This is a genomic window from Streptomyces sp. XD-27 (genome assembly GCF_030553055.1).
In the GTDB taxonomy this organism is placed as follows: Bacteria; Actinomycetota; Actinomycetes; order Streptomycetales; family Streptomycetaceae; genus Streptomyces.
Genome location: NZ_CP130713.1, coordinates 5,888,265 through 5,902,015, shown reverse-complemented (window position 1 = coordinate 5,902,015; position 13,751 = coordinate 5,888,265). Strand labels below are relative to the sequence as shown.

Sequence of the window (13,751 nt, the reverse complement as noted above, 5' to 3'; positions counted from 1 at the left end):
CAGCAGGGCCGTTCCGGCCTCGGCTCAGCGCTCGGCGGCCGCGAGCTGCCCGCAGGCGCCGTCGATCTCCTGGCCCCGGGTGTCCCGCACGGTCACGGGCACGCCGTGGGCCTCAAGCGCGGCCACGAACGCCTTCTCGTCCTCGGGGCGGGAGGCGGTCCACTTCGACCCGGGCGTCGGGTTCAGCGGGATGAGGTTCACATGCACCCGGTGGCCCTTGAGCAGCCGTCCCAGCAGGTCGGCCCGCCACGCCTGGTCGTTGATGTCCTTGATCAGCGCGTACTCGATGGAGATCCGGCGGCCGGACTTCTCGGCGTACTCCCAGGCGGCGTCGAGGACCTCGCGGACCTTCCAGCGGGTGTTCACCGGGACGAGGGTGTCGCGCAGCTCGTCGTCGGGCGCGTGCAGCGAGACGGCGAGGCGGCACTTGAAGCCTTCGTCCGCGAACCGCAGCATCGCCGGCACCAGGCCGACCGTGGAGACGGTGATGCCGCGCTGCGACAGCCCCAGCCCGTCCGGCTCGGGGTCGGTGAGCCGCCGGATGGCGCCGACGACGCGGTTGTAGTTGGCCAGCGGCTCGCCCATCCCCATGAAGACGATGTTCGACAGCCGCGCCGGTCCACCGGGGATCTCCCCGTCGCGCAGGGCCCGCATCCCGTCGACGATCTGGTGCACGATCTCGGCGGTGGACAGGTTCCGGTCGAGTCCCGCCTGGCCGGTGGCGCAGAACGGGCAGTTCATGCCGCACCCGGCCTGCGAACTGATGCACATGGTGACCCGGTCCGGGTAGCGCATCAGGACCGATTCGACGAGCGTGCCGTCGAAGAGCCGCCACAGGGTCTTGCGCGTGGTGTCGTCATCGCAGGAGATGTGCCGTACGACGCTCATGAGGTCGGGCAGCAGCTCACTGGCCAGCTTCTCGCGGGCCGCCGCCGGGATGTCGGTCCACTGCGCCGGGTCGTGGGCGTACCGGGCGAAGTAGTGCTGCGACAGCTGCTTGGCGCGGAACGGCTTCTCACCGATGGCGGCGACGGCCTCGCGGCGCTCGGCGGGCGAGAGGTCGGCGAGATGCCGCGGCGGCTTCTTGGCTCCGCGCGGGGCGACGAAAGTGAGTTCTCCGGGCTTCGGCATGGTCGTACCAGTGTCGCAGACGTGAGCGGAGGGCCCCGCCATCCTGTGGATAACGGGGCCCTCCGGCACGTTCGTGCAGTTCAGCGGCGGTTCATCCCTGCCCGACGAAGATCACGAGCAGCAGCCACACCACCGGCGCCGTCGGCAGCAGCGAGTCCAGCCGGTCCATGATGCCGCCGTGACCGGGGAGCAACTTGCCCATGTCCTTGATCCCGAGGTCCCGCTTGATCATGGACTCGCCGAGGTCGCCGAGGGTCGCGCTGATCGCGACGGCGAGCCCGAGCAGCAGGCCCTGCCACCAGACGCCGTCGTCGATCAGGTACTGCATGCACAGCGCGCCCGCGGCCATGGCGAAGGCCATCGCGCCCAGCAGCCCCTCCCGCGTCTTGCCGGGGCTGATGCGCGGCGCGAGCTTGTGCTTGCCGAAGCGCCAGCCGACGGCATACGCGCCGGTGTCGCTGACCACGGTCAGCAGCAGGAAGGTGACCACCCGCTTCGGCCCGTCGTCGGCGGCCAGCATGAGGGCCACGAAGGTGGCGAGGAACGGGACGTAGAACGCCGTGAAGACGCCGGCGGTCACATCGCGAAGGTAGTTCTCCGGCGGTTCGGTCATCCGCCAGACGAGCACCGCGAGCGCGGTGAGCGCCACGGCGACCCACGCGCCCTCGGCACCGCGCGCGTATCCGGCGATGACCATGGCGACGCCGCCGACGGCCAGCGGGATCAGCGGGGCGCGGATCTCCTTGCGTTCGGCGAGCCGTGAGGTGAGCTCCCACAGGCCGACCACCACGGCGAGCGCTATCACGCCGAGGAAGACGGGCTTGTAGATGAACAGCGACGCGACGATGACCGCGCCCAGGCCGACGCCGACCCCTATCGCGGCCCGCAGATCGCGGCCCGCGCTCTTCTTGGCGGGCGCGGGCGCGGTCTCGGGGGCCGGGTCGTGGGCCGGGGTGGGACTGTCGCGGTGAGCAGGAGGAACGGGTGGTCGGGCTGGCTCGTGCGTCCGGCCCGCCGGTTCCGGCTCGTCACGGAACAGGGGGCCGCTCGGCCGAGCGGCCCCCCGGTCACGGTCGTCCTGGTTTCCGCCTGCGTCGGGCACGGTGGGCATGGGCCGAGTTTGCGCCGCTTCGCCCACCTTGTGCGCGGGACCCGCCGACATGGCCAGTCCTTGGTCGGTCGGGCCCCAGTATCCGGCGCGTGGCGGGGCCCCCCAGGCAGAGTCGTTCATCAGACCTCAAGCAGCTCGGCTTCCTTGTGCTTGAGCAGCTCGTCGACCTGGGCCACGTACTTCGCGGTGGTGTCGTCGAGCTCCTTCTCGGCGCGGCGCACCTCGTCCTCGCCGGTCTCCTTGTCCTTGACAAGCTTGTCGAGGGACTCCTTGGCCTTGCGGCGGACGCTGCGGATCGAGATCTTCGCGTCCTCGCCCTTGCCCTTGGCGACCTTGATGAACTCCTTGCGGCGCTGCTCGGTGAGCTCCGGGAACGTCACGCGGATGATGCTGCCGTCGTTGCTCGGGTTGACGCCCAGGTCCGAGTCACGGATCGCCTGCTCGATGTTGCGCAGCGCGCTCTTGTCGAACGGGGTCACCACGGCCATGCGTGGTTCCGGCACCGAGAAGGACGCCAGCTGGTTGATCGGCGTCATCGCACCGTAGTAGTCCGCCACGATCTTGTTGAACATCGCCGGGTGCGCACGCCCGGTGCGGATCGCGGCGAAGTCCTCCTTGGCGACCACAACGGCCTTCTCCATCTTCTCCTCGGCCTCGAGGAGGATCTCTTCGATCACCACTTGCTCCTGGTGTTATCAGTAAGCAGAGCCTCGCCCCTGCGTGCGTCTTCTCCTGCACGGTGTCCGACCGGCAGGCCGTTGTCCATCCCCGTAACGGGCTGTGCAACCGTCGTCAGGCTGTCAGGCCCGGGTGCCCTCGGCGCTCACGAGCGTGCCGATCTTCTCACCCTTCACCGCGCGCGCGATATTGCCCTCGGCGAGGAGCTCGAAGACGAGGATCGGCAGCTTGTTGTCCCGGCAGAGGGTGATGGCGGTGGCGTCGGCGACCTTGAGGTCGCGGGCGATCACCTCGCTGTACTCCAGGGCGTCGAACTTCACCGCGTCGGGGTTGGCCTTGGGGTCGGAGTCGTAGACCCCGTCCACGCCGTTCTTCCCCATGAGAAGTGCCTCGGCGTGGATCTCCAGGGCGCGCTGGGCGGCGGTGGTGTCGGTGGAGAAGTACGGCATGCCCATGCCCGCGCCGAAGATCACGACGCGTCCCTTCTCCAGGTGCCGTACGGCGCGCAGCGGGATGTACGGCTCCGCGACCTGCCCCATGGTGATGGCCGTCTGGACGCGGGAGTCGATGCCTTCCTTCTCCAGGAAGTCCTGGAGGGCGAGGCAGTTCATGACGGTTCCGAGCATGCCCATGTAGTCCGAGCGGGCCCGGTCCATGCCCCGCTGCTGCAGCTCGGCGCCGCGGAAGAAGTTGCCACCGCCGATGACGACGGCGATCTGGGCGCCGTCCCGGACGACCGCGGCGATCTCCCGGGCCATGGTGTGCACGACGTCGGGGTCGACGCCGAGCGCCCCGCCGCCGGCGAATGCCTCGCCGGACAGCTTCAGCAGGAACCGGCGCGGTTTGCTGCCGCCGAGAGCGTGCTTGTCGCCGGCGGCCGGTGTGGCGTCATCGCCCTGATTCATTGGAGATCTCCTCGTGCACATACGAAGAAGGCCACTGCCGGATGGGTCTTCGACCTCTGCGGCAATGGCCTCCTCGTCACATCTGCGGCCGACCGGTTGACGGCTGGCTGCGTACGACCCTAGCGGGGCCGCACGTCATTCGCTGCCCTGCGGCAGGCTCAGGCGCCGACGCGGATGCGCGCGAAGCGCTTCAGCGTGACACCGGCCTCGGCCAGGACCTTCTCGACGGTCTTCTTGTTGTCCTTGGCGAACGGCTGCGCGAGCAGCGTGTTCTCCTTGAAGAAGCCGTTGACGCGACCCTCGACGATCTTCGGAAGGGCGGCGTCGGGCTTGCCCTCCTCCTTCGCGGTGGCCTCGGCGACGCGGCGCTCGTTCTCGACGACCTCGGCCGGGATTTCCTCACGGGAGAGGAACTTCGGCGCGAAGGCGGCGATGTGCTGCGCGACGTCCTTGGCGACCTCGGCGCTCTCCTTGTCCAGCTCGACCAGGACGCCGACCTGCGGCGGCAGGTCCGGGCTGGTGCGGTGCATGTACGCGAAGACGTAGCCGTCGGTGAACTGCGCGAAGCGGTCCAGGACGATCTTCTCGCCCAGCGTGGCGTTGGCCTCGTCGACATACGCCTGGACGGTCTTGCCGGCCTCGATCTCGGAGGCGAGCAGGGCCTCCAGGTCGGCCGGGGTGGTCTTGGCGACGTGCGCGGCGAGGGCCTCGGCGACGGCGACGAACTTGTCACCCTTGGCGACGAAGTCGGTCTCGCACTTGAGCTCCAGCAGGACGCCGGCGGTGTTGTCGTCGGCGATCAGGGAGACGACGGCACCGTTCTCGGCGGTGCGGCTCTCGCGCTTGGCCACACCCTTCTGGCCCTTGATGCGGAGGAGCTCGACGGCCTTGTCGACGTTGCCCTCGGCCTCGTCCAGCGCCTTCTTGCAGTCCATCATGCCGGCGCCGGTGAGCTCACGGAGCTTCTTGACGTCAGCGGCGGTGAAGTTCGCCATGGTCTGTGTTTCTCTTCTCGAAAGTCTCGAAGTCTCGATCGGAAGTCGGTGCTCTACGGGTGGACGGCGGGGGCGCGGGCCCCCGCCGTCGACAACCGTGAGGCTGGGGCGTCAGCCCTGCTCGGCGTCGGCGGCCGGAGCCTCGGCAGCCGGAGCCTCGGTGGCCGGAGCCTCGGTGGCCGGGGCCTCAGCGGCGGCCTCGGCCGGCTTCTCGGCCTCGTCGGCCTTCTTGTCGCCCTCGAGCAGGTCGCGCTCCCACTCGGCCAGCGGCTCGCCGGCGGCCTTCTCACCCTTGCCCTCGGCAGCGCCGGAGCGGGCGATGAGGCCCTCGGCGACGGCGTCGGCGATCACACGGGTGAGCAGGGTGACGGAGCGGATCGCGTCGTCGTTGCCCGGGATCTTGTAGTCGACCTCGTCCGGGTCGCAGTTGGTGTCGAGGATCGCGACGACCGGGATGCGGAGCTTGCGCGCCTCACCGACGGCGATGTGCTCCTTCTTGGTGTCGACGATCCAGACGGCGCTCGGCACCTTCTGCATCTCGCGGATGCCGCCGAGGGTCTTCTCCAGCTTGGCCTTCTCGCGGGAGAGGACCAGGAGCTCCTTCTTGGTGAGGCCGGAGGCGGCCACATCCTCGAAGTCGATCTGCTCGAGCTCCTTCAGGCGCTGCAGGCGCTTGTAGACGGTCGAGAAGTTGGTGAGCATGCCGCCCAGCCAGCGCTGGTTGACGTAGGGCATGCCGACGCGGGTCGCCTGCTCGGCGATCGCCTCCTGCGCCTGCTTCTTGGTGCCGACGAACATGATGGAGCCGCCGTGCGCGACGGTCTCCTTGACGAACTCGTAGGCGCGGTCGATGTACGACAGCGACTGGAGCAGGTCGATGATGTAGATGCCGTTGCGCTCGGTGAAGATGAAGCGCTTCATCTTCGGGTTCCAGCGGCGGGTCTGGTGCCCGAAGTGGACGCCGCTCTCCAGCAGCTCCCGCATCGTGACGACGGCCATGGCCGTACTCCTTGAGGTACTCGGTTTCGCGGTGACCGGGCGGCCTCCGCGCCTGACGCCCCGGCGCGCCTGCCACGGAGAAGTCTGGCGGGACCTTCCGAGGACCGAGGGACGCGGCCGCCGGGCTGCCCGAGAAGGCGGAAGCACCGGTGGCGGGGCGTGCGAAGTCGACCCGGTGACCCGGATCGCCATAAGAAGTGTACGGGACCGGTGCGGTGCCGGGTGACGGCGATATCCACAACCGGGGCGTTGTCCACAGAACCAGGGCAAGATCCCCGCGTCCGGCCGATACGCGGGACGGTGCCCGCATGCGATCACACAGCGCACTCGCGCCCGCCGTCCCGCGCCGTCTCCGTGTCCTCTGGTGGTACCGCCGCCTCCCGGCTCGGGGCTGCGGCGGGGCCGGGGGCCTGCCGCGCGGTCTCGTCCCGGCGGTACTGGCGGTCCTGTCCCTCGTCCTTCTGGGCGGGGCCGCGCCGGCCGCCGCGGACGACCGGAGCGCGCCCGACCGCGCCTGGCCCGTCGGCGGCACGCGCCCCGCGGTGTTGCGGGGCTGGGCGCCTCCGGCCTCGGACTACGGCCCCGGCCACCGGGGCGTGGATCTGGCGGCCGCCCCGGGCGAGACCGTCCGGGCCGCGGCCCCCGGAACCGTCGCCTTCGCCGGTCAGGTGGCGGGCCGCGGAGTGGTCTCCATCCTGCTCGGCCCTCCCCGGTCCGACGGCCGGGAGGCGCCCCCGAGCGGGCGGCCGGACCTGCGGATCACCTACGAACCCGTACGTCCCATGGTCCGCAAGGGAGACCGGGTGGCCGCGGGCCAACCGGTGGGCGTGCTGGGCAGCGGGCCGTTCCACTGCTCCGCTGGCTGCCTCCACTGGGGGCTCAGGCGCGGCGACCGCTACCTCGATCCGCTGTCGCTGCTGCCGCCGTCGATGCTGCGCCGCGGCCCCTCTCGGCTGCTCCCGGTCTTCGGCGTACCGGAGCGGCCGGAGCAGTCCGCGGCGGCGCCTCCCCTGCCGGTGCGGGACGTGTCCGGCGCACGGCCGGCCGGGTGGCTGGGCCTCGTCCCGGTCGCCACGCTCACGGCCGCCTCCTCATGGGCCCGGCTGCGGCTGTCCGCCGGGCCCCGGGAGCCTCGGGAGCGGGGTGGCCGGAGGGTCGGGCGGGCGCGGAGGCTCAGCCGCGCACGCCGCGCAGGGCCATGGCGACGGCCGCCTCGGTGATGTGTTCCGGGTTTTCCGCCGCGCCCAGCTCGATACGGCGGACGGCGGCGTCCACGACGCCCTGCAGCAGCATGGCGGCCAGGCGCGGCTGCTCGTGCCCGAGGCCGCTGAGCGCTTCGACGACCATGGCGATCAGTCCGCCGTGCGCGGCGCGGATCTTCTCGCGGGCTCCGGCGTCCAGCTCCCCGGCCGAGATCGCCACGACGGCCCGGTGGCGCCGGTCGCCGACGAGCGCGAGCTGCTGTCGCACATACGCCTCGATCTTCGCCTCGGGCGTGTCGGCGCGTTCCATCGCGGCCTCGACCTCGGCGGCCCAGACGGGGAAGTCGACGGCGCACAGTTCCTCGACGACGGCCGCCCGGGAGCGGAAGTACTCGTAGACGGAGGACCGCGCGAGGCCGGTGCGCTCGGCGAGAGCGGGGAAGGTCAGGGCCTCCGTACCGCCCTCGGACAGCAGGGATCGGGCCGCGTCCAGCAGGGCGCCGCGCTGCATCGTCCGGTGCTCGGCCACTGAGGCCGCTCGAATCCTGGGCACGTGACCACTGTACGAAAGGCGTCCCGCGAAGGGCGATCCAGAGGGACGATTCAGCGTCCGACGTCGGCCAGTTTCGCGCGCAGCTGGAGCACCGACTTGGTGTGGATCTGGCTGACCCGGCTCTCGGTGACGCCGAGGACCTGGCCGATCTCGGCCAGGGTGAGCCCCTCGTAGTAGTAGAGGGTCACGACGGTCTTCTCCCGCTCCGGGAGGGTGTTGATCGCGCGGGCGAGCAGCCGGCGCAGCTCCCGGTCCTCGGCCACCTCGACGGGGTTGTCGGCGGCGGTGTCCTCCAGGGTGTCCATGAGGCTGAGCCGGTCACCGCCCTCGCCGCCCACGTGGAGCAGTTCCTCCAGCGCCACCACGTTGGCCAGCGACAACTGGCTGAAGACGCCGTGCAGTTCGTCGAGGCCGATGTTCATCTCCGCGGCGACCTCGGCTTCCGTGGGAGTGCGGCGCAGGGCCGCCTCCAGCGTCGCGTAGGCGCGCTCCACCTCGCGGGCCTTCTGCCGCACCGAGCGCGGGATCCAGTCCAGCGCCCGCAGTTCGTCGATCATGGCGCCCCGGATGCGGGTGATCGCGTACGTCTCGAACTTGATGGCCCGCTCGGGCTCGAACTTCTCGATGGCGTCGATGAGTCCGAAGACTCCGGAGGAGACGAAGTCCGCCTGCTCGACATTGGACGGCAGCCCGACGCTGACCCGGCCCGCGACGTATTTGACCAGCGGCGAGTAGTGCAGGATCAGCTGCTCCCGCAGCCGTTCGTCGCCCGTCGCCTTGTACGAGCGCCACAGCTCGTCGAGCGAGGAGGGGGCGGCAGGGCGCGGCACGGCGCCGCCGGAACCGGCGGTCGGCGCCGCCGTGCGGTCAGACCCGGAGATGTGCTGGGGCATTCGTCGCCTTGAGCCGTTCTGCCGTGAGAGAGGGGCGGTGGAGGTGGGGGTGCGCTCCCGCCGGAAGCTCCGTGCGTGAAGCGTCACGCGGTCGCCGCGGTAAGCGGCGGATGGCGGTTCGGTGGTGCGCGGATACGGTCATCGCCTCAACCCTTTCACCCGATTGCCCCAAATCTAAGGACCGCCTCGCCGGGCGGCGCCCTTGCCGCCGCCCGGCCGTACCAACGTCCAGCGGTCGCCAGACCGTTCGACGAAACCAAGGGCGAGCAGCTCCTGGAGCCGGTGCAGCGCCTCGTCGCGGCCGGTCCCGGAGTCCCGGGCCACTTCGAGTGTTTCGCTGCCGCCCTGTGCCGACAACGCGTCCAGGACGCGTGCCGTCACGGTGTGCAGCGTGTCGCGTGCGACAAGAGGTCCGCGGCGCACCGGCGCGAGGTCGCCGATGTCCCCGATCAGCTCGACCACATCGGCCGCGTCGGTCACCACATGGGCTTCGCCCCGCAGGAGTTCGTTCACTCCCGCGGACAGGCCGCTGGTGACCGGACCGGGCACGCCTATGGTGGCGCGGCCGAGGTCGAGCGCGCGGCGGGCGGTGACCAGGGATCCGCTGCGGTACTGGGCTTCGACGACCACGGTGCCGCGGGTGAGGGCGGCGATGACGCGGTTGCGCAACACGAAGCGGCTGCGTGTGGGGTGTCCGCCGGGCGGTAACTCGGCGATCACCAGCCCGTGTTCCGTGATGTGCTCGATGAGTTCGGTGTGGCCGCGCGGGTAGGGCACGTTGACGCCGGAGGCCATTACCGCGATGGTCGCGCCGCCCGCGGCGAGCGTCCCGCGGTGCGCGGCGGCGTCCACTCCGTGGGCCGCGCCGGAGACCACCACCCACCCGCGCTCGGCGAGCCCGGATCCGAGCGTGGAGGCGACGTACGCGCCGTAGTCCGAGCAGGCGCGGGCTCCTACGACGGCGACGGAGCGCAGGGCCCACAGCCGCAGCGAGGCCGTGCCCCGGGCCCACAGCCCCACCGGGCGGGCGTCCCCCAGATCGTCCAGCTGGGTGGGCCACTCCACGTCGCCGGGGCAGATGAACGTGCCGCCGAGCCGGGCGACGGTCGCGAGGTCGGCCGCCGGATCGAGCTCGGCGGCCCGCAGTGCGCAGCCGGCCAGGCGCCGCGGGCTCACGCCAGGTGGGGGCGCCGCCTGGCCGGTGAGCGCCCGGAGCAGTTCCACGGCCCCGAGCCCGCGCAGCCAGCGCCCCACGGCCGGGTCCCCGGGTTCCACGAGCCGGGTGAGCGCCGCCCGCGCCAGCCGCTCCTCGTCGCCGACGCCGCTGCCCGCGGTGCGGCCCGCGCTCCGGTCCGGCTCCCGGCCACGGCCCTGCCGTGGCGCCGTCACCGCTCCCCCGCCCCGACCGGCACGCTGCGCCCGATCCCTGTGCGCAGGTGCAGGGCCTGGGCCACGTCCTCGGTTGTGGGTCTGTCATGTCCGGCGAGGTCGGCGACGGTCCAGGCGACGCGCAGCACCCGGTCCAGCCCGCGTGCGGTGAGCAGGCCGTGCTCCAGGTCCGTCTCGGCCTCTCGCAGCGCGCCCGGCGCCGGGTACCAGCGGGTGCGCAGCTCGTGACCGGGTACGTCGCTGTTGGCGGTCCAGGGCGTCTCCGCGTAGCGGGCGAGGGCCCGGGCGCGGGCCTCCAGCACGCGCGCGGCGACCGATGCGGTGCTCTCCGCGCCGCCGGGTGGTGCGGCCAGCTCGGCGCGGGAGACGGGTGAGACGTGGACGCGCAGGTCGACCCGGTCCAGCAGGGGGCCGGAGAGCCGGCCCTGGTACCGGCGGATCGCCATGGGGGTGCAGTCGCAGCCGTCGCCCCGCTGCGTGTGGCGGCCGCACGGGCATGGATTGGCGGCGAGGAGAAGCAGGAACCGGGCGGGCATGCGCATCATTCCGGCGGAGCGTGCGACGACGACATGGCCTGACTCCAGCGGCTGCCGCAGGGCGTCCAGGGCCTTGCCGCTGAACTCGGGCGCTTCGTCCAGGAACAGCACCCCCCGGTGCGCCAGGGAGACCGCTCCGGGTCGGGGGAGCCCGTTGCCGCCGCCGACGAGGGCGGCCATCGTCGCGGAGTGGTGGGGTGCGCAGTAGGGCGGGGCGTCGACGAGCGGCTTGCCGGGTGGGAGCACCCCGGCGACGGAGTGGACGGCGGTGACCTCCAGGGCTTCCTTCTGGGTGAGGGGAGGCAGGAGGCCGGGCAGGCGTTCGGCCAGCATCGTCTTCCCCGCACCCGGTGGCCCCATGAACAGCAGGTGGTGTCCTCCGGCCGCGGCGACTTCCAGGGCTTGGCGGGCGGCGTGCTGCCCGGCGACCTCGGCCATGTCCGGCTGGCGGGGCGCGACGGGCGACCCGGCGAGGACGCCGGTGCCCGCGCCGGCTCCGGGGACCATGAGTCCGGCCAGCATGGCGTCGGGCCGCCCGCGGTCCGGTGGCTGCTCCTCCTCGGGCACCGGTTCGTCCGTGAGGACCGCGATCAGCTGCCGCAGGCTCCGTACCCCGAGCACGGAGACGCCCGGCACGAGGGCCGCTTCGGCGGCGGTCTGCTCGGGTACGACGACCTGCCGGTATCCGGCGTCGGCGGCGGCCAGCACCGCGGGCAGCACGCCGCGCACGGGCCGGACCCGGCCGTCGAGGCCCAGCTCCCCGATCATCATCAGATCGGCCAGCTCGCGCGGGTCGAGGCGCTCGGCCGCGCCCAGCACCGCGCAGGCCACCGCCAGGTCGAAGCCGCTGCCGCCTTTGGGAACGGAGGCCGGGCTGAGGCCGACGGTGAGTTTCTTCTGCGGCCACTCGGCGCCCGAATTGAGCACGGCCGCGCGGACCCGGTCGCGGCTTTCGATCAGGCTCTTGTCGGGCAGGCCGACCAGGGTGAACGCGGCGACGCCCGGTTCGAGGTCGGCCTGGACCTCCACGACCACGCCCTCGACGCCGACGAGGGCCACCGAGCAGGTGCGGGCGAAGCCCATCAGGCGGCCCCCCGCACGTGCTCGATGACGGGCGCGCCACGGCCGGGCAGCAGTACGGCGACCACGTCGATGCGCACACCGCCCGGCGGCGGCCCGCCGTGGTGCTCCAGCCACCGCTCCGCGAGTCGCCGCAGCCGCTCCGCCTTGCGCGGCGTGACACCGGCCATGGGATGTTCGAACACTCCGGCCCTGCGGGTCTTGACCTCGCAGATGACCAGCGCGTCGCCGTCGCGGGCGACGATGTCGATCTCACCCGCGCGACATCGCCAGTTCCGGGCCAGGACGGCCATTCCGGCCCCGGTCAGATGCCGCGCGGCCATGTCCTCGCCGTAGCGGCCGAGGGCGCTTCGGGCCCGTGACGTCGTGGGTACGAGGGGTCGGCCCTCGGATGACTGTGGCATCGGCACCACCTCCGGTACCGACTCTGCGGTTCCGGCGCCGATCCATGGGATCTTGCTGGTTTTCGGTGGACAAGCCGCGGCTTGTGGATAACTCAGCCACCCGGAAGATCGAGGTCGCTCTTGTTCAGCTCCTCGATATTCACGTCCTTGAACGTGAGCACACGCACCTGCTTGACGAAGCGGGCCGGCCGGTACATGTCCCAGACCCAGGCATCAGCCATCGAGACCTCGAAGAACACCTCCCCCTGAACCGAGTGCACCTGCATCTCGTAGTCGTTGGTGAGGTAGAAGCGCCGCTCCGTCTCGATCACGTATTTGAACAGTCCGACGACATCGCGGTACTCCCGGTAGAGCTTCAGCTCCATCTCGGTCTCGTACTTTTCGAGGTCCTCGGCGCTCATGGCATGTTCCCCTTCAGCCGTGCGTCCCCCCATTGTGCGTCAGACACGCTCAGTCTCCAGGACCACGGGCGTGGCCGGGGGGCCGTCGTCGAGCAACGTCCGCAGCAGCGCGGCGAGCCTGGTGGGGTACACGGTCTCACGCGTGGCGGCCAGTTCCTCGCATGTCCACCAGCGCAGACCGGTCACGCTGCGCTGTTCCAGTTCGGTGATGTCGTCGCCCAGCCGGGCGGCCGTCTGCGCCGTACGCCCCAAGTAGTACCACTCGTCCTGGTCCCAGCGGCGCCCGGCGAACGGGAAGGAGCAGATCCGCCGCCACAGGACAGGCCCCAGGTCGACGTCGGTGATGCCGGTCTCCTCGGCCAGCTCCCGACGGGCCGCCTGTTCCCGCGTCTCGTCGCCCTCCAGCCCGCCGCCCGGGGTGAACCACCAGGTCGAAGCCGGGTCGTCGGGTTCGTATCCGTGCAGCAGGAGGATCCGGTCCTGCGGGTCCAGCAGGACCACGCGGGCCACCTTCCGCAGCTGCTCCCCGCCGCTGTCAGCCACTGACCGCCTCCGGGGTCCGCCGGGACGTGCCGCGGCGTGCCGCGACGCGGGCGATCGGCCCGTATGCCGCCCCACAGAAGATCAGCACCGCCCCGGCGACGACGGCGATCGTGAGCGGGCGCAGCGGGCCGGGCTCGGAGATGCCGCCGGGCAGGTCGGTGAAGCCGGTGGGCTTTTCCAGCATGCCGAGGCTGCCCATCGGCCAGGCGATGGCATCCACCCGGGCGCTCACGGCATCGCGCGCCACGGCGCCGCGGGTGCTGTCGGTCAGGTGCTTGCGCGAGTCCAGGGAGTCGTTGCGGTGATCACCGAGGAGGAAGAGCTTGCCCTTGGGCACGGTGGCGCTGAAGCCGGTGGGCGAGGCCGGGCCGTCGGGCAGATACGGTTCTTCGATCGGTTGGCCGTCGACCATCAGCCGACCCTGCGTGTCGCAGCACTGCACCCTGTCGCCGCCGACGCCGACGACGCGCTTGACCATCGGCTGGTCGCCCCAGGCCTTGTCCTTGAAGACCACGACGTCGCCGCGGCGGACCTCGTCGCCGTCGATGCGCTCGGCCAGGACCCGGGAGCCCTGCGCGATGGTCGGGGCCATGGAGTCCGTCGGGACGGTGTATGGCTGGTAGAGCACGGCGCCCCAGATGAATCCGCCGAGGAACAGCACGCAGCCGACGGCCACGGCCAGGCCGGACAACACTCTGCCCGGCCCGCCGCGGCCGTCACCCGTTCGCTGTGCTCCGCTCATCCCCGTGCTCCCGCCCCGTGCTGGGGGTCCTGGTGGCAGACCCCGCGTTGAAGATCCGGTTCCGTATGCCGTGTGGCATGGAATCGCACCTTACCCGGCGGTTCGAACGCGCGTCAGCACTCCGGCCGCGAGCAGACCGCGCAGCGAGCGGTGCCGCGTCAGCTGTCCCGGCGTGTGGCCGTCAGCGGT

15 protein-coding genes are annotated in these 13,751 nt (G+C 71.6%); 1 reads left to right on the top strand and 14 read right to left on the bottom strand.

All coding sequences use genetic code 11. From position 1 onward, the window contains the following. Positions 1-24 precede the first annotated feature (24 nt). The 6 genes from rlmN to rpsB form a co-directional block, all read right to left on the bottom strand. Positions 25-1,131, bottom strand: a complete 1,107-nt coding sequence (gene rlmN / locus Q3Y56_RS25845) for a 23S rRNA (adenine(2503)-C(2))-methyltransferase RlmN (protein ID WP_304464209.1) — start codon at positions 1,129-1,131, stop codon at positions 25-27. Positions 1,132-1,222: 91 nt separating this feature from the next. Then, on the bottom strand, positions 1,223-2,362 hold the full coding sequence (locus tag Q3Y56_RS25840) for a phosphatidate cytidylyltransferase (RefSeq protein ID WP_304464208.1): 1,140 nt from the start codon (positions 2,360-2,362) through the stop codon (positions 1,223-1,225). Continuing rightward, on the bottom strand, positions 2,362-2,919 hold the full coding sequence (frr, locus tag Q3Y56_RS25835; RefSeq protein WP_304464207.1) for a ribosome recycling factor: 558 nt from the start codon (positions 2,917-2,919) through the stop codon (positions 2,362-2,364). The genes Q3Y56_RS25840 and frr overlap by 1 nt, the downstream gene beginning before the upstream one ends. Before the next feature lie 123 nt (positions 2,920-3,042). After that, positions 3,043-3,825, bottom strand: coding sequence for a UMP kinase (pyrH, locus tag Q3Y56_RS25830; protein WP_304464206.1), 783 nt, complete (start codon positions 3,823-3,825; stop codon positions 3,043-3,045). A gap of 158 nt (positions 3,826-3,983) precedes the next feature. Next, positions 3,984-4,820: a translation elongation factor Ts gene (gene tsf, locus Q3Y56_RS25825; protein WP_304464205.1), complete on the bottom strand. Its 837-nt coding sequence runs from the start codon at positions 4,818-4,820 to the stop codon at positions 3,984-3,986. Between the two features lie 111 nt (positions 4,821-4,931). After that, positions 4,932-5,819, bottom strand: coding sequence for a 30S ribosomal protein S2 (gene rpsB / locus Q3Y56_RS25820; protein ID WP_304464204.1), 888 nt, complete (start codon positions 5,817-5,819; stop codon positions 4,932-4,934). A 461-nt stretch (positions 5,820-6,280) separates the two neighbouring features. Here rpsB and Q3Y56_RS25815 point away from each other — a divergent pair, with 461 nt between their 5' ends. Then, positions 6,281-7,039, top strand: a complete 759-nt coding sequence (locus Q3Y56_RS25815; protein WP_304465803.1) for a murein hydrolase activator EnvC — start codon at positions 6,281-6,283, stop codon at positions 7,037-7,039. Here the strand turns inward: Q3Y56_RS25815 and Q3Y56_RS25810 are convergent. From Q3Y56_RS25810 to lepB, 8 genes are all read right to left on the bottom strand, one after another. Continuing rightward, positions 6,993-7,532, bottom strand: a complete 540-nt coding sequence (locus Q3Y56_RS25810; RefSeq protein ID WP_304465802.1) for a TetR/AcrR family transcriptional regulator — start codon at positions 7,530-7,532, stop codon at positions 6,993-6,995. The genes Q3Y56_RS25815 and Q3Y56_RS25810 overlap by 47 nt on opposite strands. Positions 7,533-7,624: 92 nt before the next feature. Next, positions 7,625-8,467: an RNA polymerase sigma factor WhiG gene (gene whiG / locus Q3Y56_RS25805; RefSeq protein WP_304464203.1), complete on the bottom strand. Its 843-nt coding sequence runs from the start codon at positions 8,465-8,467 to the stop codon at positions 7,625-7,627. A gap of 174 nt (positions 8,468-8,641) precedes the next feature. Continuing rightward, positions 8,642-9,769 carry a DNA-processing protein DprA gene (gene dprA, locus Q3Y56_RS25800; protein WP_304465801.1) on the bottom strand — a complete coding sequence of 376 codons (1,128 nt, stop codon included), beginning with the start codon at positions 9,767-9,769 and terminating at the stop codon, positions 8,642-8,644. 83 nt (positions 9,770-9,852) lie between these two features. Then, positions 9,853-11,475: a YifB family Mg chelatase-like AAA ATPase gene (locus Q3Y56_RS25795; protein ID WP_304464202.1), complete on the bottom strand. Its 1,623-nt coding sequence runs from the start codon at positions 11,473-11,475 to the stop codon at positions 9,853-9,855. Next, positions 11,475-11,876, bottom strand: a complete 402-nt coding sequence (locus tag Q3Y56_RS25790) for a YraN family protein (RefSeq protein WP_304464201.1) — start codon at positions 11,874-11,876, stop codon at positions 11,475-11,477. The genes Q3Y56_RS25795 and Q3Y56_RS25790 overlap by 1 nt, the downstream gene beginning before the upstream one ends. A gap of 92 nt (positions 11,877-11,968) precedes the next feature. Continuing rightward, the gene (locus tag Q3Y56_RS25785; RefSeq protein WP_009714730.1) at positions 11,969-12,277 is read right to left on the bottom strand and encodes a DUF2469 domain-containing protein; all 309 of its coding nucleotides are present in this window, start codon (positions 12,275-12,277) and stop codon (positions 11,969-11,971) included. A 39-nt stretch (positions 12,278-12,316) separates the two neighbouring features. Beyond that, positions 12,317-12,820: an NUDIX hydrolase gene (locus Q3Y56_RS25780; protein ID WP_304464200.1), complete on the bottom strand. Its 504-nt coding sequence runs from the start codon at positions 12,818-12,820 to the stop codon at positions 12,317-12,319. Further along, entirely contained in the window at positions 12,813-13,562 is a 750-nt protein-coding gene (gene lepB / locus Q3Y56_RS25775; RefSeq protein ID WP_304464199.1) for a signal peptidase I, read from the bottom strand. Before lepB ends, Q3Y56_RS25780 begins: the two co-directional genes overlap by 8 nt. Positions 13,563-13,751 lie beyond the last annotated feature (189 nt).